Here is an 18,568-nt window from a genome sequence, read left to right as displayed (position 1 = left end):
TGGATGTTAGAATGGTTGTTCTCAGCCGGAGAGTCGAATCTCTGGCTGTTTTTAGGAATTATGATTCTTGGACTCGGGACGGAATTAATCCCGGCTGAAGTCGGGTTGCCGGTACTCGGTCTTTATGTATCAAACGGGACAATTAGTTGGACCGCAGCCGTCTTGATCGGTTTTCTCGGCAGTCTGATGGGGGCGACATTATTTTATTTTCTCGGTCGTTACGCCGGACGTCCAATTTTGGTTCGTTACGGAAAATGGCTAATGATTAAGGAACGGGAAATCGTTCAAGGGGAACGAATCGTATCGAAATACGGTTCCTGGTCAGCATTGTTTGGCCGCTTCTTCCCGGTCGTTCGTTCTGTTGTTTCCATTCCGTGTGGTTTGTTCAATTTGTCTTTCAAACGATATGTATTGGCCTCAAGCATTGGCTTGTTCCCGGTATCGTTCTTCTATGTGTGGTTAGGAGAAAGGTTTGGGGTGGAACGGGCAGAGTCGATGTTGAAAGGACTCGAACAGGAGTTATGGTGGATTCTTGGTATTATCGTCGTCGGAATCATCGGATACATTGTGTATCGCCGCGTTAAATCAAAGCGTTAAGAGAAATGACAAAAAAGAGCTGACAGCGACGTCAGCTCTTTTTTGTCATCTCTTTTTGCGGGAATAAAAAACGTTTGAGTGTTTTAATCCGATGTTTTGGTGTTAATAGAAGTAATTGATCCCGTCCTTCAAAAATTGTATCGCCGCGTGGTGTCACGATTTGATCGTTACGGATGATGGCCGTAATTAAAAATTCCTGCGGCAGATCAATATCCGAGATGGCTTCCCCGACAAACGGATGAGAGTTCGGAATCGTCAATTCGATGATTTCCGCATTCGGTTTACCGATCGACATGAACTCAATGACCGTTTGAATCGTGGATGAACCGGTCTCGTTTAAATGAAGCCGGTCCGCCAAGAAGGTCAACATACTCCCTTGGATTAACGTCGATAACAAAACAGTGAAAAAGACGATGTTGAAGATCATGCCGGCATTATCGATTCCGGCAACAAGCGGATAAGTTGCGAGAATGATTGGAACAGCTCCTTTTAAACCGGCAAAAGAGACAAATACTTTTTCCTGCCAGGAATAGTTAAAGGGAAGGAGACTGAGCCAAACGGAAACCGGACGAGCGATAAAGATTAAAATCAAAGCGAGGGCAATCGATGATAAAATCACCTGTGGATCAAGCAACTGTTTCGGAAACACAAGTAATCCGAGCACGATGAACATTCCGATTTGCGCCAAGTGCGCCATGCTCATTGTGAAACGGACGAGCGTCTGCCGGTAGACCAACTCATGATTGCTAATATAAATCGCTGTCACGTAAACAGCGAGGAAACCGCTGGCGTGAATCGTGTCCGCAATACCGAACGAAAGAAAAGCGAATGACATTAGCAGAATCGGATAAAAGCTCGAGGAACTGAGATCAATCCGGTTAAGTAATGTTGAAGCAATCCAGCCGATGAATAGACCGAGCAGTAAACCGATCACCATTTCCCAGACTAGCGAAGTTAAGCCGGAAACAAGTGAGGCCTCTTTAGGATTCGTCACGAATTCCAGGAAGAAGACGGTCAGAAAAACAGCCATCGGATCATTCGTACCGGATTCGAGTTCCAGCGTCGATCCTACTTTCCGCCGGACGGATTGTCCGCTGAGTACTGAAAAAATCGCGGCAGCATCCGTCGATCCGACAATGGCACCGAGGAGAAAGGCGTTAGCCCAGCTGAATCCGAGAATATAATGGGACGCAACGGCGACAATCGTCGTTGCGATGAAGACACCAAACGTTGCAAGTGAAAGAGAGGGTGACAATTCCGTCTTCACTTCTTTCCAGGCAGTTTGAAGACCTCCCTCAAATAAGATGATAATCAGTGCCACGGTACCGAGCAATTGCGCCAGTTCCGCATCATCGAACCGGATAAAACCGGTAATATCACTGCCGGCAATCATACCAAGAGCGATGAAAATCAAGAGAGCGGGAATGTTCAAGCGACTGGATAATTTCGTTGTCCAGACTGCGGTAAATAACAATAAACCAATCAATAAAATCGTGAACTGTAGGGACATTGCATCAAACTCCTTCGTTAAATAGTATCTATTTTTATCATACACTAATCCCGACTTTTTTTATCGGATAACGATTGTTCAATATTTTCCACCGCACCGGACAAAATTATCCGTTTTTATTGCAAGCGTTTTCATTTATTGTAAAAGCGTAGCACGATTATCAACTCGAAAATCAGGGAGGTATCCGAATGCGTAAACGTAAATGGGCAGCACTACCAGTTATGACGACCGCAATGGTCGTAGCACTTGCAGCATGTGGTGGCGGTGGGACACTCAATAGTGATGACTCAAAGGACAGTGGCTCTTCTAAGGACGGGAAGACCCTCAACGTATTCCAATTTAAAGCTGAAATCGCAAAAGACATGGAAAAGATGGCAAAGGCCTATGAAAAAGAAACAGGCGTAAAAGTCGTCGTTCAAACGGTTGGTGGCGGATCGGATTACGGCGCAGCCTTGAAATCGCAGTTTGCTTCAGGGAATGAACCGGATGTCTTTAATAACGGTGGATTTACAGAAGCGAAAACATGGCAAGACAAATTGGAAGATCTTTCGGATGAAAAATGGGTCAGTGATTTAACAGACCTTTCAAAAGAACCGATGACAATTGACGGGAAACTTTATGGTATGCCGATGAACCTGGAAGGTTATGGTTTCATCTACAATAAAGAAATCTTCAAGAAAGCCGGTATTACAGAGTTACCAAAAACTTTAACAGAATTAACAGAAGCGTCTAAGAAACTGAAAGCGGATGGTGTTACGCCATTCTCAATCGGATACGGCGAATGGTGGATTCTTGGAAACCACTTAATGAATATCCCGATGGCGCAACAGGATGATCCGGATCAGTTCATTGCCGATTTGAACTCTGGAAAAGGAAAGTTCGAAGACAATAAACAATTTAAAGAGTTTATGAACTTGTTTGATTTGACGATCGAATACGGAAACAAAAATCCGTTGACGACGGATTACAATACACAAGTTTCTCAGTTTGCTGAAGGGAAAACAGCAATGATCCAACAAGGAAACTGGGCGCAACAATTGATCACGGATGTTAATCCGGACATCGAGATGGGCTTCATCCCGATGCCGATCAATGATGATAAAGAAAAAATGGACCGCCTTCCGGTCGGCGTTCCGAATAACTGGGTCGTCAACAAAAACTCGAAAAATAAAGAGGAAGGTAAAAAGTTCCTCGAGTGGATGGCGACATCTGACACAGGAAAAGATTACATGGTCAACAAGTTCAAGTTCATTCCGGCTTTCAAATCAATCGAAGCAGCCGATCTTGGACCACTGGCTGACGATATCATCAAGTACTCTAAAGAAGATAAAACCATCTCATGGAACTGGTTTAAATATCCGGACGGCGCTGTCAATGAATTTGGTGCCATCATGCAGGCATATGTAGGGAAACAAAAAACATCGGAAGAGATGTTACAAGACTTTACGAAGACATGGGAAAAAATGAAGAAATAATAAAAAAAGTGCTGTTTCCAAGAAAAATTGGAAGCAGCACTTTTTTTTACACGTTTTTTTATTCATTAATGCAGAAAAAACAATTGAATGAAAAACAGAACGGCGAACAGATAAATCAAGAAGTGGACCCGCTGTTTTTGTACAGCCTTCATGATGGGATAGATGATGAATCCGAACGCGATACCTGTTGCGATACTGCCGGATAGCGGCATGATGATGATCACCATGAACGCGGTAAAGGCTTCACTGAAATCTTCCCACTGGATCTGTTTGATGTTTTGTAGCATCAATGCACCAACAAGGAGTAATGCCGGAGCCGTAATGGCCGGAACGCTTGAAATCGATTGAACGATTGGGCCGAAAACTGCTGACAGCGCAAACAAGATTCCAACTGTGACGGATGTCAAACCGGTTCGTCCGCCGGCTGCGACACCGGAAGCCGATTCGACATAGGCCGTGGTTGGACTTGTTCCGAACATAGCTCCGGCAATCATCGCCGTTGAATCGGATAACAAAGCACGTTCACTGTTTTTCAGGGAACCATCCTCTTCGATCAGTCCAGCCTGTTCACCGACTGCGACCATCGTACCGGTCGTATCAAACATCGTGACGAGCACAAACGAAAGCACACCACTGAAGAGTCCGTATTGAATGACGTCTTGAACGGCAGTGAGCGGATTCGCGACAAGAATGCCTTCCGGTAAAGTCGGCAAAGCAATCAAGGTTTTCGAGAACGTCAACTCACCGGTCAAGAAAGCCAGCAGTCCGGATAAAATCATCGCGTACAAAAGCCCGCCCGGAACACGTTTAACTGTCAGAATAGCTGCTATCAGTAAACCGACTAACGTAATAAGGGCTTCCGGGGATGTTAAGGAGCCGATTGTAATCAAGGTTGCAGGGTCTGCGACAAGGATTCCGGACATTTTCAAACCGAGGGAAGCAATGAACAAACCGATTCCTCCAGTGATAGCCAATTTGAGTGTGGTCGGAATGACTTCAATCAATTTAGTCCGTAAAGGAGACAGGGATAACAAAAGAAAAATAATGCCGGCAACGAAGACGACCGATAAGGCTGTTTGATAAGGTATTTTTTCACCAATTACCAAGGTATACGTAAAATAAGCATTTAATCCCATTCCCGGTGCTACGGCAATCGGTAAGTTAGCATAAAAGCCCATCAATAACGTCCCTATCAGCGTGGCAATAATTGTCGCCGAGAAAGCTTGATCTTGTGGAATTCCTGCTTCGGACAAAATGGTTGGGTTGACGAATAGAATATAGGCCATCGTGATAAACGTGATAAAACCAGCTTGAATTTCACGTTTGACCGTTGTATCGTGTGCGGATAGTTTAAACATGAACCAAAGACCACCTTAATCTTAAAAGTTTGTTAAAAACGAACATTAACGATGTTATATCAATATTCATTCGGAATCAAGTGTTGTTTTTTTAGAAATCCAATTTGAAGAAAATCGTGAGGGGCACAAACAAATAAAACACGTACATGTAAGCGGATACAGCTATGCTATACTACTTATTAGAAGAAAAAGGATGGAGGAGACGGCGATGAAGAGCATCCGAACACGTTTGATCCGACTTGTCGTCTTAGCGATTCTGATTCCGACGACGCTTGCTACATCAGCTTCTTATCTCTATGTACGGAATCAAAATGTGGAGCAGGCGGAACGTTCAAGCTTGAGCGCTTTGAAAAGAGGAAGCAACCAAATCAGTCATTATATGGAAGATATAAGACGATTACCTACAAGTTTGTATGCGAATCGCTCCTTACTCAATATTATGAATGTCGGGGCGGATGCTGAGCTCAGTGAATCGGAGGGTGTGATTTCACGGGCGCTTCTCGGACTCTTTTTATCCAGACAAGATATTGAGCAGCTTCACTTCGTCATCTTAAAAGGAAACTCGGAGTACTCGGTTTATAACATGAAGACATCCAGCCGGGGGAAGTTTGATTGGTTACAGGAGACCGACTACTTTCGTTTGATGAAACAAAAAAACGGCTGGTTGATTGATCCGGCACATCAGATTACTGCCTATAATACACATACGATGATTTTGGATGACAAACAGATTGTCAGCTTCCGTTACCGGATCAATCGTGTGGAAACAGATGAACCGCTTGGATTTCTTTCTGTCGACATTCCAACGAGTGTCTTTGAACAGCAATTAAAGCTGTTTGAAAACTTCCCCGGTGAATCGCTTTGGCTGTTGAATGGAAATCAATTGATTGCCAAGACGGGAAAAGAGCTTCCGGTCACGAATGACCGATTTACAGGTAAAAGTGGCAGCATGCGAGTCGGGGACTCCTTCATCGTTTATGCCAAAACGAAAACACAGGGTGTTCCTATCACACTTGTTAAGACGACGCCATACGCCTCTGTCGTCAAAAGTGCTAATGAAACAGCTCTGATTTTAATTTTGATCGGAATTGGCTCGTTAGTCTTGATGATTATTGCAGCAAGTCTCGTGGCACTTGAAATCACAAAGCCGATTAAACAGCTGACAGCAAACGTGTGGCGTGTCGAACAAGGCGATTTATCGGCTCAATTCATTGCGACAACCAATGATGAGATTGGATTGCTGAATCGGCAGTTCCAGCGGATGATTCAACGAATCGACCGGCTGATCAAACGTGAATACCGTTTGGCACTGGAAAACCGGACGAATGAATTGCGGGCCTTACAATCCCAGTTGAATCCGCATTTTTTGTTTAATGCCTTGCAATCAATCGGGACGACGACGTTACAGGGCGACCGAAAAGTTGCATATCGTTCGATTACAGGACTTTCGCAAATGATGCGTTATTCGATGAATAATGAACAGACAATTGTGACGTTGAAGCAGGAAGTCGATCATCTTCAGTCCTATATGCGTCTTCAGCAGCAACGCTTTCCCGATCGATTCCGCTACATCGTTGATGTGCCGTGGCACATGAATTCGATTGAAGTCCCGAAAATGATTTTACAACCCTTTGCTGAAAATTATTTTAAGCATGCGTTTAATCAACAGGTAGATGCAACCGAAAACTATCTCGCCTATAAAGTCAGAAGTGACGGGGATCAACTGATCATTCAAGTCGAAAACAGCGGGGCAGTCATGGAGTCGACGGAACTGAAAAGTATTGATCAAACGATGCGGATGCACCGTCGGCCGGAAGACCGTCAAACATCCGGGATCGGTCTACACAATATCTACGAACGTCTATTAATCTTTTATGGAGAGGAAGCCAGTATGATCCTGCAGTCTCCAACTGAAGGTGGTTTTAGAATCGTCATTCGAATTCCCGTTGAACAGGAGGAACTATGATGAATGTATTGATCGTAGACGACGAAAAACATGTTCGTGATGCCGTTAAATTGCTTGGCGAGTGGGATACATGGCAGGTAGACAACATCTTTGAAGCGGATGACGGAGTCACTGCCAAACGTTTTTTGGAACAGGAAAAAATCGATTTGATGTTAACAGATGTCGAAATGCCCGGACTGGACGGACTAAGTTTACTCGAATGGACAAAAAATCATCATCCAAAGGTCGTCACGATTGTATTGACAGGGTATGATGATTATACGTATATGCGTCGTGCGATTTTGCATCAATCGTTTGATTACTTACTCAAGCCAATCGATCCTGATATTTTAAACGATGCTGTCGGGCGTGCGATGGAATTGATAGGTCCTGTTCCGGAACAAGGAGAAGCGATTGATCAGATTGCGAAGTACATTGCGACACACTATGCGGAAGAACTAACGCTTCAACTCATGAGCGAACGCTTTTACTTAAGCCGGGAATACATTTCAAGACGATTCAAACAACGTTTTTCGGTCAATCTATCGGATTATATTCAAACGATCCGTTTAAATCGGGCGAAGGAATTGTTGGGTGAGACGGATGCTCGAATCTACGAGATCGCGCTTGAAGTCGGATACCATGATGATAAATATTTTCGGAAAGTCTTTAAAAAGCAGTTTGGAATGACTCCAAATGAGTTCCGGGAGTTGTTGTCGGTTTAGTCACTATTTAGAGGAGGAATCGTACATGAGCGTACACATTAACGCAACAGAAGGTCAGATTGCAGAAACCGTATTACTTCCAGGAGATCCACTTCGTGCAAAATACATTGCCGATACATTTTTAGAGGACGTCGTTTTGTATAACGAAGTTCGCGGAATGTATGGTTTTACAGGAACGTATAAAGGTAAAAAAGTTTCTGTTCAAGGAACAGGGATGGGTGTCCCGTCGATGTCGATTTATGCAAACGAATTAATACAATCATACGGAGCTAAAAACCTGATTCGTGTCGGTACTGCCGGCGGGATCACGCCGGACGTCAAAGTCCGCGACGTCGTCATCGCGATGAGTGCGTCACACGATATGGCACAAAACCGGGTTCGGTTCAACGGACTGGATTATGCGCCGACAGCATCGTTTGACTTATTGCACAAAGCTTATATGACAGCGAAAGAACACGGCATCGATGCAAAAGTCGGTCAAATCTTCACGACCGATCAATTTTACCAAGATGATTTCCACCACTTCAAAAAATGGGCGGACTTCGGTTGCCTCGCAATCGAGATGGAAGCGGCAGGTCTCTACACACTCGCTGCAAAACATAAAGTCAACGCCTTGACGATCTTAACGATTTCCGATCACTTGTTGACGGGTGAAGAGACGACGTCGGAAGAACGTCAAACGACGTTTAACGACATGATGAAAGTCGCACTTGAAACAGCAATCCAACTGTAAACGGAAGGCGGAGAAAAGACTCTCCGCTTTTTTTATTTGCCCTGGCAGCTATGGTAGAATGAGAAGGAAGAAATGAATGAGCTCACAAGGGGGATTTACGGATGGGATTGACGACAACGGGATTAGATGTAGCACGTCAGGTCGAGGTACAACGGACTTTTTTCAAGACAGGCGCAACAAGAAGCATTGCTTTTCGTTTAAGTATGTTGACGTTCTTGAAACAAGCGATTGAAACGCATGAAGCAGCCATTTACGATGCCTTGAAAGTCGACTTGAATAAAGGGCGTCAAGACGCTTTTACGACAGAAATCGGTTTTGTCTACGGCGAAATCAATCGGATGGAAAAACAATTGCGCCGTCTTGCAAAGCCGCGCCGTGTGGGGACGCCATTGTTGCATTTTGGCTCGAAAAGTGAAATCCGTTTCGAACCGTACGGAAACGTTCTTGTCATCGCACCTTGGAATTATCCTTTCCAACTTGCCCTTGCACCTGTCGTAGGCGCGATTGCAGCGGGGAATACCGTCGTTTTGAAACCTTCGGAATTAACGCCAAACGTCTCACGTGTGCTACGCGAAGTCTTTGAGACGGCCTTCCATGAACGTTTTGGTGTCGTAATCGAAGGTGATGCGGAAGTGAGTACAGCAGTGTTAGAAGAAAAGTTTGATTACATCTTTTTTACGGGTTCGACACGCGTCGGAAAAATCGTTCATCAGGCGGCAGCGAAACACCTGACACCGGTCACACTTGAACTCGGCGGTAAGTCTCCGACGATTGTCCACAAGGATGCAGACTTAAGACTCGCGGCGAAACGGATTGCCTGGGGCAAATGGTTAAATGCCGGACAAACATGTATCGCACCGGATTATGTTTTTGTTCATCGGGATGTACAAGAAACATTCCTGCGTTATATCGAGGAAGAAGCATTTTCACAGTATGGAAATGGGGTGGGAGTTGGATCATACGTCAAAATTGTATCCGACAGTCACTTGGAACGCTTGACGGGCTATCTCGATCAGGGAGACATTGAATTCGGCGGACAAGTCAATCCGGAAACAAGAAAAATGGCTCCGACCGTCATGACGAACGTTCCTCTTGATTCGAAATTGATGCAAGAAGAAATTTTCGGTCCGATTTTGCCGGTTCTTGTATATGATGAAATTGAAGATGTCATCACATTTGTCACAGACCGTGATAAACCACTTGCACTCTATTTGTTCACAGAAAATGACTTCGTCAAGGAACGTGTCCTGAACCGGATTTCCTTTGGTGGCGGTTGTGTGAATGATACGCTCATGCATGTCGCACAACATAACTTACCGTTTGGTGGTGTCGGTGCCAGCGGGATTGGTGGATATCATGGCAAGTACAGCTTTGAAACGTTCAGCCATCAAAAAGGCCTTGTGCACAATACGACGAAGTTTGATTTACCATTCCGTTATATGCGTTCAAATACTGATTCCAAATGGATGCGCTTTTTGTTATGATGGTTGAGGTTTGATTAATATGAAGTGTTATAAAAAGTAAATTTTTGTTGAATTAAGGAGTACATGTTTTGAAACGTCAATTACGTCAGTGGATCAAGAAAACTAAACTGGTCGAAACGGGATTGCACCTCGTGATGCGGTTGTTTGCTTGTTTGCCGGTTCACCCAAATCGCTTCCTTTTCGAAAGCTTTTTAGGAAAACAATACAGCGACAATCCACGTGCCATTTATGAAGCGTTAAAACAAGAACATCCGGAACTTGAGTTGATTTTCAGTAAAGATCGACAGAGTGTATTAACGGATCCGACGGTGCAGACAGTCAATCGAATGACGATTCGCTGGATTTATCTGCTCGCTACATCGCGCGTCTGGATTTCTAACAGCAGGCTTCCCTCTTGGTTGTTCAAACGAAAAGGGACCATCTATTTACAGACGTGGCATGGAACGCCGTTAAAGAAGCTGGCACTCGACATGGATGATGTGCAGATGGCCAATACGACGACAAAACGCTATAAGCGTGACTTTGCGCGTGAAGCATCAAAGTGGGATTTTTTGATTTCACCGAATACCTATTCAAGTCGGATTTTTCGACGGGCCTTTCATTTTTCAGGTGAAATGCTTGAAGTCGGTTATCCACGCAATGATGTGTTTTACCAGACGGAACGGCATCCGGAAATCGTCGAACGGGTTTATTCGCGGTATCAAATTGATCGGACTAAGAAAATCATTCTGTATGCGCCGACCTGGCGAGACAACGAGTACGTGGCACAAGGATTGTATTCCTTTACGTTGCCATTTTCGTTGGAACAGTTCGAAAAACGGTTTGGTGCTGAATATACGTTGCTGATCCGGATGCATTATTTAGTAGCGGATCAAGTGGATACGTCAGCTTATCTATCTGTCCACAACGCTTCGGATTACCCGGATATTTCAGATTTATATATCGCAGCAGATGCTATGATTACAGATTATTCATCCGTCATGTTTGACTATGCTCATCTGAAACGACCGATGATTTTTTACACGTATGATTTAGAACATTATCGGGATCAACTGCGCGGATTCTATTTTGACTTTGAGCAGGAAGCACCGGGTCCGCTCGTTTTACAACAAGCACGATTATTTGAAGAGATTGATCGGTTGCATGAATGGAGTAATCGATATGGCGCAAAATTTGCTGCATTTGAAAAGAAATTTTGTCAATGGGATGACGGAACAGCGTCTTTACAAGCCTATCAACGTCTTTTGCAACCTGTCAGCAATCAGCATAAAGGAGAATTATCATGAAAAAAGTCATCACGTACGGCACATTTGATTTACTGCATTGGGGTCACATCAACATCCTCAAACGCGCAAAGGAAATGGGCGATTATTTAGTCGTCGCGATTTCGACGGACGAGTTCAATCGATTGAAACATAAAGAATCGTATCACAGCTTCGAAAACCGTAAATTGATTTTGGAATCGATTCGTTACGTTGACGAAGTCATTGCGGAAAACAATTGGGATCAGAAAATCACCGATGTACAAGAACATCAAATCGATACATTTGTCATGGGAGATGACTGGGCCGGTGAATTCGATTTCTTGAAAGAATATTGTGAAGTCGTTTATCTCAGTCGGACGGAAGGTATTTCGACAAGCCAGATCAAAACGGAGTTAGGAAAAGGTTCGTGAACAAAAAAGACCACACCCTGCGTGCGGTCTTTCTTCATGGAAGGGAGGGAATAACGTGAGAGAGAGTATCGTGCAAATCTACTTGCTGCTTTTCCGGATTTTCTATCGAATCTTCTGCTTGTTACCTGTGAGACCCGTGACGCTCTTTTGGGTCACTTACGGTGATAATGTGAAACCGATCAATGATGCGCTCCTGACGGAATTTCCGAACGAAAAACGGTATTTGATTTATGATAAAAAATTTGTGAAATATCCGGAAGCATGGTCGGCGGAATATGCATTGCCTTATCGCAGACTGAGTTTTATTCGGCTGGCGTACCTTCTTGCAACATCGAAGCATCATTTCATCGATAACTATATCGGCGAATATAGTGTCGCCCCGATTCGTCAGGGAACAAAACGGATCCAGTTATGGCATGCTGCAGGGACACTAAAGAAATTCGGTTTGACGTCATCAAAGAGTTTGATGGTACCGAAGCATGTCCTGCGACGTTTCAAACGGGTGTACCAGCGTTATGGGGACTTCATCGTACCGGGAGGAGCTTGCGCGAAACAATTCATGGGACCACATGATCTTCCGCGGACAGTCTTCAAAACATTTGGTGTGCCCCGGACAGATTACTGGTTTGACGAACAACATCAACACACCAAAAAAAAACTTCACGATGCTTACGTCAAACAGGAACGTCGTATTCTATTGTATGCGCCAACCTACCGGGAATATAATGGAATGGAAGGACAGACTATCCGCCAACTCGAACAATTGACCGATCAAGGATGGACAATTCTTGTCAAATTACATCCGACGGTCCGTTCGATGTTCACACATCAAAAAAAACATGTGCACTTCGTTACGGACGAATATTCAATCAATGATTACTTACTCATCACCGATGTATTGATCACCGATTATTCCTCGATTCCTTTTGAAAGTTGTCTGCTGGATGTTCCGACCATTCTTTACACACCAGATATCGACACGTACCGGCAGATTCCGGGTATCATCGATTCCTATCCGGACCCGTTACCGGTTACTTGCACAAATCAATTTGATGTTATATTGAACTGGATTAATTCGGATGCAGCGCTAGAAGAAAGCCGGACAGCGATGGAAAAATTCAAAACAGTCTGGTATACGGAACAACCGGGACAAGCGACACGTCGGATTGTCGATCATTACTACCGGAAAGTACGTTGAAGTAAAAAAATGATCTACGTTTTTAAACGAAACTAGAATCATTTTTTTAAAACATTTTGTGAAAACATGAACAAAGTTTGACAATCTTTTGAAAAAACGTTTTTTTGACGTGTGATGTTCTATACTAGGAGCAGAAGGAATCAAGGAAAGGAGAATGCGAAATGCTTGCTTGCGGAACAACAGAAGCCAATACGTTTGTCTTATCAGCAGAGACACGAATGATACTGGAAGACTTCATGACAGAGGTGACGTTTAAAAAGGATTCAATCGTTTGTTGGGAAGGTGAGTTAAACGATAAGTTGTTTTATGTGAAGCAAGGCGGTGTCAAACTGTCTAAACTGACGAAAAAAGGCAGCCCTTTAATGATGTTTTTATACTTTAAGGGTGATTTGTTCGGTGAGTTTGATGTCGGCGAAGCATTTCCAAGTTCTTATAGCGTTGAAACAATGGAAGACAGTGTCCTGGGTGTCATTTCGAAAACGAAGCTTGAGGAATTGATGAAGCAGGACGGTGTATTTGCCTTAGAAATCATGCGTTGGCAAGCCTTGATGCGAAAGCAGTCCGAAACGAAACTGCGTGACCTGTTATTGTTTGGGAAACAAGGTGCACTGGCCTCGACCTTACTCCGGTTGATTGCCATGCATGGAAAACAGGTTGGGGAAGACTATGTCATTTCCAAACGACCATCCGATAGCGAACTCGGTCAGTTGATCGGGGCGCCGCGCGAAACGGTCAATCGCATGTTTTCCCAGTGGAAAAAAGACAAGGTCATTTCATCAACGACGACTAAAATCATCGTCCATGATGCTAACTATTTGAGAGATTTATGCCATTGTGAAGGATGTCCGGTAGGTGTATGCCGGATTTAAAAATAAAACGAATCCTCTTGTCCTTGAGACAAGGGGATTTTTTTGAGAGCTTCTTCTTAAAATGTGAACTTTATGTGTGTTTTTAGAAGGGAAAGCGAGAAATCGTCACAAATGGTGTGACATTTATCACGGTCTCAAGCGGTACGTCTTTTCTAGAATGAAGACAGGACATCAAGTTGAAATGAGAAGGGAGACAGGCATCATGAGCAGTAAACCAGAACCGAATTTATCAGGCACAATCATCGCCGTTTTTATTGTTGCTTCCGTCATCATCGGGATGTGGGGATCGATTTTTCTATTATTTAGTTCCAGATAAGGAGGAGAGGCAATGCACATTCATCGTTTGGAGAAAATTTGGTTAGTATTTGGTTGTGTGATGTTAGCCGTTTTTTTAGTCATCATTGGTATTTCTGCTTTTGCATCCGGCAATCAACCGCCGTCTGACGCTACATTAATTGATCCGACACAAGTGGATCAGACCAAACCATTTGATAAACCGGGGTTGAAAAAAATTGACGAAAACCGCTATGAAGCAGTCATGGTGTCGCAAGCGTTTCAGTTCACGCCACAAGATATGGTAATTAAAAAAGGGGCAACGGTAGACTTTCTCGTGACGTCAAAAGATGTCGTTCACGGTTTTGAAATCGTAAAGACAAATGTCAACATGATGGTCGTACCCGGTCATATCAATTCAATCGAATATACCTTTAAAAAAGCCGGAGAGTATTTGATTGTCTGTAATGAGTATTGCGGAAGCGGTCACCATATGATGTCGACAAAAATTAAGGTGGTGGAGTAAATGAATGCCATTTCGAGAAAATTAAAAGAATTTGAGATGGAGCGGGGAATGCCGGCGACGGCAATTGGCTTAAAAGAAGCGAAACTGGCTTTTGCCCATGTCAGCTTTTCGCTCGTCGCCTTGTTGATTGGCGGGTTATGCGGGTTACTGCAGACACTCGTGCGGACCGGTGTGATTCCGGAAATTGCAGGCGTCGGCTATTATGAATTATTGACGGCCCACGGGTTGATGCTGGCGATTGTATTTACGACATTATTTATTTTTGGCTTACTATTTTCTTTTTTAGGACAATCGTTTGGGCGTTTCGAAGAATTTCCAAGACGGCTCGGTTGGGTCGGATTTTGGTTTATGATGCTTGGTGTCGTCCTCGTCACATGGATGGTCCTCGCAGGAGAAGCTTCTGTTTTATATACCTTTTATGCACCATTGAAGGCTCACCCGGTGTTTTATATCGGACTTGTCATCTTTGTTGTCGGAACGTGGATTTCTTCCGGTGCGATGTTCCGGATGTACGCGGACTATAAACGGGAGCACAAAGGTGTTCATCCACCGCTTCAGGCATACATGAGTATCATGACGGTATTGTTATGGGTCGTCGCGACACTCGGAGTCGCTGCTACGATTTTGTTTCAACTCTTACCGTTGTCACTCGGTTGGACGGATAAAGTCGGAATTGAGTTGTCACGGACGCTCTTTTGGTACTTTGGTCATCCGCTTGTATATTTTTGGCTGTTGCCGGCATATATCGTCTGGTACACCGTGATTCCGAAAATCGTCGGCGGAAAGATTTTTTCAGATGCATTGGCCCGGATGTCCTTTTTATTATTTTTACTGTTTTCCTTCCCGGTCGGATTCCATCATCAATTGTTGGAACCGGGTATCTCAGCCTTTTGGAAATACATTCAGGTCGTTCTCACGTTTTTGGTCATCATCCCGTCACTCATGACAGCCTTCTCGATGTTTGCGACTTTTGAACTGGCAGGGCGGCGTCAAGGCGCAACCGGACTGTTCGGCTGGATCAAGAAGATGCCGTACCGGGATGTCCGCTTTTTAGCACCGTTTGTCGGAATGTTATTTTTCATTCCGGCGGGAGCAGGTGGAGTCATCAATGCGTCGCATCAATTAAACATTGTTGTCCACAACACACTGTGGGTGACCGGTCATTTTCATATCACGGTCGGAGCTGCCGTTGCCTTAACGTTTTTTGGAACTGCCTATTGGTTGGTCCCCTTGCTCAGAGGACGGACGCTGACGAAACAACTCAACCGGATCGGACTGATCCAAACGATGTTGTGGACGGTCGGTATGCTGTTCATGTCGACAGCGATGCATATTTCAGGGTTACTCGGTAATCCGAGACGAACAGGTCCGGCAGCTTACTTCAAAGATTCGCTTGTTGCCGACTGGATTCCGTATCATGTTGCGATGGCAATTGGCGGAACGATTTTATTCCTTTCCATTCTGTTGTTCTTATTTGCGATGTTCCAACTCGCTTTCCGGGCACCGAAAGGCATGGAAGAGTTCCCGGTTGCTGAAACAGAAAAAGCAGCGATGCAAACACCGCTGTTCTTCGAAAATTGGAAGCTTTGGATTTTCGTGACGTTTGCGTTAATTGCATTTGCCTATACGGTTCCAATTTGGCATATGATTGAGAATGCGCCGCCTGGAGCACCAGGCTGGAAATTGTGGTGACAGAACGAAAACAAATAAATGACCGGGTTCCTCTGAGATACAGGAGGAACCCGGTCATTTTCATTGAGTATGAGAGCAATTGTAAGTATAGAAAAATGCTGAAGATTACTTAACGATGTTGTGTTTAAACGCATAAACGACAGCTTGCGTCCGGTCAACGACATCAAGCTTCGACAAGATGTTCGAAACATGTGTTTTGACAGTCTTCAAAGAGATGAACAGTTCGTCGGCAATTTCCTGGTTCGCCATTCCGCGTGCCATCAGTTGCAATACTTCCTGTTCGCGTTCTGTCAAATCATCATGGAGATGGCTCGTTGGTTTTCGTAAACGTTCCATCATTTTCCCCGTGACTTGGGCCGCCATGACGGATTGACCACTTGCTGTTTTTCGAATCGCTTCCGCAATTTCAAAGGCACTTGCTGTTTTTAAGACATAACTCATTGCACCGGCCTCGATGACAGGGTAGACCTTTTCATCATCTAAAAAGCTGGTGACGACTAGAATTTTGGCATCTGGCCATTCTTTTCGAATCAACCGTGTTCCTTCAACGCCATCGACCGGCTCCATGACTAAATCCATTAAAACGACATCCGGACGATGTTTCAATGCAAGCTCAGCACCTGCTTGTCCGTCCGATGCTTCTGCTACGACCTCGATATCTGGTTGAGTGGACAAAAAAGCAGAAACACCTGCACGGACCATTTCGTGATCATCGACTAATAACACACGTATCATACTTGCACCATCCGATCTTTTCTTAATTTTACTTCAATTTGCGTTCCTTGTCCCGGAACACTGACGAGACGAATCGCTCCACCCATCTCAGCTGTCCGTTCCCGCATCGAATTGATGCCGTAAGAAGCGAGTTTTTTTTCATCGACGATAAAACCAACGCCGTCATCATTCATGCTTAAGATGACTGTATCATTGAATTGACGAAGTTCGATGTCCATATGTGACGCTTTGGCATGGCGCAATGCATTGGTCAGTCCTTCTTGGACAATCCGGAACAATTCGTTCTCAATCGGGCGGGGTAATTCGATGGATTCAAGCTTCCAACTCAGCTCGGTGGACTGCTTTCTTGATAACTCTTCCAACAATTGAGTCAGGCCTTGCTGAAGGGTCATGCCTTCGAGTTCGACCGGGCGTAATTGTAATAACAGGGAACGCATTTCTGACTGTGCCGTCTGGGCCATTGTTTCGACCAAATCGATTTGTTTGGCAGCTGTTTCAGGTTGCGTCAGAATCGTCTGTTTCGCTGCTGTCGTCATCATCGAGATGGCATACAGCTGCTGGGAAACAGAGTCGTGTAAATCACGGGCCAGCCGTTTTCGCTCTTCTGTAATGGCCTGGACACGGACTTGTTCGATGTGTTGGGGACGGGTACTGATTTTTTGAACGGTTTCGACCTGTTCATCAATCCGTTTCCCGATCCGCGACAGACGTGTCAGCGTGTGGAAATAAGGACCGTTGACAATTGTCACTTCTTTTCCTTGCTCCAGTTCAATGATGGCCGTTGTGACTCTCTTGAAATCGCGCCGTAAAAAGAAATAGTGGATACTGCCAACTGCTAACGGTAATAAAAGCGATAAACCGATGACGAGCAGAAAAACAGGAAAGTCCTGTTGACGGACGAAAAGTACATGCCAATTGACTTGGCGTGTACTTAGAAATAATAACGTCGTCATCACAGCCGTCAAAAAACCGGTCATGACCTGGAGTGCGATGACACCAAGCGGAAATTGATCACGTTTCATATCGAGGTCACCTCCACGTTCCCGATTCCAAGCATGACATGAATCCGGACTTTTCGGACAGCCTCGTCATATTCGGGGGCACGGTACTGGATTCGGCGATTAAAGAAAGTCGGAATACGACGGACATCTGTCTTGACGCTCCCGAAACCAATCGATGTATCGAGCGTGTAATCGTAACCGGACGGTAACAGGATTCGGACATCACCGACGACACCACTGACGACGATCAGTGTTTCGCCTTCCGGAACATAAGCATGCGTCAAGTCGATTTCGAGATCACGGACGATGAATTGTTCGCTCAAATCTTTTAAAACGTAGGGAAGTTCCTGTTGTGTCGCAAAAGAATAGGCCGGTTGAATCTTAATGCCTTCCTCCTCATATAAGCTCGGTGAAATTTTTGAGAAGAAAAATTCCCGGACAGAGTGACGGGTTACGAGAATGATTCCGAGATACAGCAGAATACCGGCGATGACGAATCCGATCGCTGCCGAACTGAGGACGACACCGGCTAAGATGATTGTACCAACGATGTAAAACAGGATAGCCAGTTTTTCATGATTTCTTTTTCGGAAATGAATCCCGACATAATACAGGAGGAAGGGGAAAAGCACTCCGAATAATACATTTCCCGCGCCTGTCATCAAATCATAGAAGAGTCCGAGAGCAAACAGGATCGACACGTAGCCGACTAGTTGTTTTGTACTTAATCGTCGCACGGGCAATCTCCTTCCTGACATGACAAAGGGAGGCA

At 44.6% G+C, this 18,568-nt stretch carries 17 protein-coding genes; 12 read left to right on the top strand and 5 right to left on the bottom strand.

From position 1 onward, the window contains the following. Positions 1 to 3 precede the first annotated feature (3 nt). Entirely contained in the window at positions 4 to 597 is a 594-nt protein-coding gene (locus KNP93_RS11865) for a DedA family protein (protein WP_131504229.1), read from the top strand. Between the two features lie 31 nt (positions 598 to 628). Here KNP93_RS11865 and KNP93_RS11860 read toward each other — a convergent pair whose 3' ends face one another. Continuing rightward, on the bottom strand, positions 629 to 2,107 hold the full coding sequence (locus tag KNP93_RS11860) for a potassium/proton antiporter (RefSeq protein ID WP_131504228.1): 1,479 nt from the start codon (positions 2,105 to 2,107) through the stop codon (positions 629 to 631). 188 nt (positions 2,108 to 2,295) lie between these two features. On the opposite strand from KNP93_RS11860, the gene KNP93_RS11855 reads away from it, so the two are divergent. Beyond that, positions 2,296 to 3,582, top strand: coding sequence for an ABC transporter substrate-binding protein (locus tag KNP93_RS11855; RefSeq protein ID WP_114596851.1), 1,287 nt, complete (start codon positions 2,296 to 2,298; stop codon positions 3,580 to 3,582). A 65-nt stretch (positions 3,583 to 3,647) separates the two neighbouring features. Here the strand turns inward: KNP93_RS11855 and KNP93_RS11850 are convergent, their stop codons facing one another. After that, a complete protein-coding gene (locus tag KNP93_RS11850) occupies positions 3,648 to 4,940 on the bottom strand; it encodes an NCS2 family permease (RefSeq protein ID WP_131504227.1) in 1,293 nt (430 codons plus the stop codon). A gap of 208 nt (positions 4,941 to 5,148) precedes the next feature. On the opposite strand from KNP93_RS11850, the gene KNP93_RS11845 reads away from it, so the two are divergent. From KNP93_RS11845 to KNP93_RS11795, 10 genes are all read left to right on the top strand, one after another. Continuing rightward, the gene (locus KNP93_RS11845) at positions 5,149 to 6,906 is read left to right on the top strand and encodes a sensor histidine kinase (protein WP_131504226.1); all 1,758 of its coding nucleotides are present in this window, start codon (positions 5,149 to 5,151) and stop codon (positions 6,904 to 6,906) included. Next, on the top strand, positions 6,906 to 7,610 hold the full coding sequence (locus KNP93_RS11840) for a response regulator transcription factor (protein WP_251138797.1): 705 nt from the start codon (positions 6,906 to 6,908) through the stop codon (positions 7,608 to 7,610). The genes KNP93_RS11845 and KNP93_RS11840 overlap by 1 nt, the downstream gene beginning before the upstream one ends. Positions 7,611 to 7,635: 25 nt before the next feature. Beyond that, on the top strand, positions 7,636 to 8,343 hold the full coding sequence (gene deoD / locus KNP93_RS11835) for a purine-nucleoside phosphorylase (protein WP_026829180.1): 708 nt from the start codon (positions 7,636 to 7,638) through the stop codon (positions 8,341 to 8,343). A gap of 101 nt (positions 8,344 to 8,444) precedes the next feature. Further along, on the top strand, positions 8,445 to 9,827 hold the full coding sequence (locus KNP93_RS11830; RefSeq protein WP_131504224.1) for an aldehyde dehydrogenase: 1,383 nt from the start codon (positions 8,445 to 8,447) through the stop codon (positions 9,825 to 9,827). Positions 9,828 to 9,895: 68 nt separating this feature from the next. Continuing rightward, positions 9,896 to 11,113, top strand: a complete 1,218-nt coding sequence (locus KNP93_RS11825) for a CDP-glycerol glycerophosphotransferase family protein (RefSeq protein ID WP_214855420.1) — start codon at positions 9,896 to 9,898, stop codon at positions 11,111 to 11,113. Then, positions 11,110 to 11,502, top strand: coding sequence for a glycerol-3-phosphate cytidylyltransferase (tagD, locus tag KNP93_RS11820; protein ID WP_131504222.1), 393 nt, complete (start codon positions 11,110 to 11,112; stop codon positions 11,500 to 11,502). The genes KNP93_RS11825 and tagD overlap by 4 nt, the downstream gene beginning before the upstream one ends. Before the next feature lie 55 nt (positions 11,503 to 11,557). After that, positions 11,558 to 12,700 (top strand): CDP-glycerol glycerophosphotransferase family protein, encoded by a 1,143-nt coding sequence (locus KNP93_RS11815; RefSeq protein ID WP_214855418.1) that lies wholly within the window; start codon positions 11,558 to 11,560, stop codon positions 12,698 to 12,700. Between the two features lie 161 nt (positions 12,701 to 12,861). Beyond that, positions 12,862 to 13,569: a Crp/Fnr family transcriptional regulator gene (locus KNP93_RS11810; protein WP_131504220.1), complete on the top strand. Its 708-nt coding sequence runs from the start codon at positions 12,862 to 12,864 to the stop codon at positions 13,567 to 13,569. A 328-nt stretch (positions 13,570 to 13,897) separates the two neighbouring features. Then, positions 13,898 to 14,368 carry a cytochrome c oxidase subunit II gene (locus KNP93_RS11800; protein WP_188005181.1) on the top strand — a complete coding sequence of 157 codons (471 nt, stop codon included), beginning with the start codon at positions 13,898 to 13,900 and terminating at the stop codon, positions 14,366 to 14,368. Continuing rightward, positions 14,369 to 16,060 (top strand): b(o/a)3-type cytochrome-c oxidase subunit 1, encoded by a 1,692-nt coding sequence (locus tag KNP93_RS11795; RefSeq protein ID WP_131504219.1) that lies wholly within the window; start codon positions 14,369 to 14,371, stop codon positions 16,058 to 16,060. A gap of 105 nt (positions 16,061 to 16,165) precedes the next feature. Here the strand turns inward: KNP93_RS11795 and KNP93_RS11790 are convergent, their stop codons facing one another. Genes KNP93_RS11790 through liaF form a run of 3 tightly spaced genes read right to left on the bottom strand, consistent with a single transcriptional unit; the run spans position 16,166 to position 18,533 of the window. Further along, positions 16,166 to 16,795, bottom strand: a complete 630-nt coding sequence (locus KNP93_RS11790; RefSeq protein ID WP_131504218.1) for a response regulator — start codon at positions 16,793 to 16,795, stop codon at positions 16,166 to 16,168. Further along, a complete protein-coding gene (locus KNP93_RS11785; RefSeq protein ID WP_131504217.1) occupies positions 16,792 to 17,817 on the bottom strand; it encodes a sensor histidine kinase in 1,026 nt (341 codons plus the stop codon). The genes KNP93_RS11790 and KNP93_RS11785 overlap by 4 nt, the downstream gene beginning before the upstream one ends. Next, positions 17,814 to 18,533 (bottom strand): cell wall-active antibiotics response protein LiaF, encoded by a 720-nt coding sequence (gene liaF, locus KNP93_RS11780; protein WP_012369506.1) that lies wholly within the window; start codon positions 18,531 to 18,533, stop codon positions 17,814 to 17,816. Before liaF ends, KNP93_RS11785 begins: the two co-directional genes overlap by 4 nt. Positions 18,534 to 18,568: the final 35 nt, after the last annotated feature.

Origin of the sequence: Exiguobacterium sp. s166 (assembly GCF_018618855.1) — a bacterium.
Classification (GTDB): domain Bacteria; phylum Bacillota; class Bacilli; order Exiguobacteriales; family Exiguobacteriaceae; genus Exiguobacterium_A.
This window is presented reverse-complemented; position numbering and strand designations above follow the sequence as displayed.

Excerpts from the sequence above, each read along its gene's own strand:
- tagD (WP_131504222.1), top strand. The coding sequence starts at position 11,110 with ATGAAAAAAGTCATCACGTACGGCACATTTGATTTACTGCATTGGGGT.
- KNP93_RS11845 (WP_131504226.1), top strand. The coding sequence starts at position 5,149 with ATGAAGAGCATCCGAACACGTTTGATCCGACTTGTCGTCTTAGCGATT.
- deoD (WP_026829180.1), top strand. The coding sequence starts at position 7,636 with ATGAGCGTACACATTAACGCAACAGAAGGTCAGATTGCAGAAACCGTA.
- KNP93_RS11795 (WP_131504219.1), top strand. The coding sequence starts at position 14,369 with ATGAATGCCATTTCGAGAAAATTAAAAGAATTTGAGATGGAGCGGGGA.
- KNP93_RS11865 (WP_131504229.1), top strand. The coding sequence starts at position 4 with ATGTTAGAATGGTTGTTCTCAGCCGGAGAGTCGAATCTCTGGCTGTTT.
- KNP93_RS11785 (WP_131504217.1), bottom strand. The coding sequence starts at position 17,817 with ATGAAACGTGATCAATTTCCGCTTGGTGTCATCGCACTCCAGGTCATG.
- KNP93_RS11855 (WP_114596851.1), top strand. The coding sequence starts at position 2,296 with ATGCGTAAACGTAAATGGGCAGCACTACCAGTTATGACGACCGCAATG.
- KNP93_RS11800 (WP_188005181.1), top strand. The coding sequence starts at position 13,898 with ATGCACATTCATCGTTTGGAGAAAATTTGGTTAGTATTTGGTTGTGTG.
- KNP93_RS11850 (WP_131504227.1), bottom strand. The coding sequence starts at position 4,940 with ATGTTTAAACTATCCGCACACGATACAACGGTCAAACGTGAAATTCAA.
- KNP93_RS11810 (WP_131504220.1), top strand. The coding sequence starts at position 12,862 with ATGCTTGCTTGCGGAACAACAGAAGCCAATACGTTTGTCTTATCAGCA.
- KNP93_RS11790 (WP_131504218.1), bottom strand. The coding sequence starts at position 16,795 with ATGATACGTGTGTTATTAGTCGATGATCACGAAATGGTCCGTGCAGGT.
- KNP93_RS11840 (WP_251138797.1), top strand. The coding sequence starts at position 6,906 with ATGAATGTATTGATCGTAGACGACGAAAAACATGTTCGTGATGCCGTT.
- KNP93_RS11830 (WP_131504224.1), top strand. The coding sequence starts at position 8,445 with ATGGGATTGACGACAACGGGATTAGATGTAGCACGTCAGGTCGAGGTA.
- KNP93_RS11860 (WP_131504228.1), bottom strand. The coding sequence starts at position 2,107 with ATGTCCCTACAGTTCACGATTTTATTGATTGGTTTATTGTTATTTACC.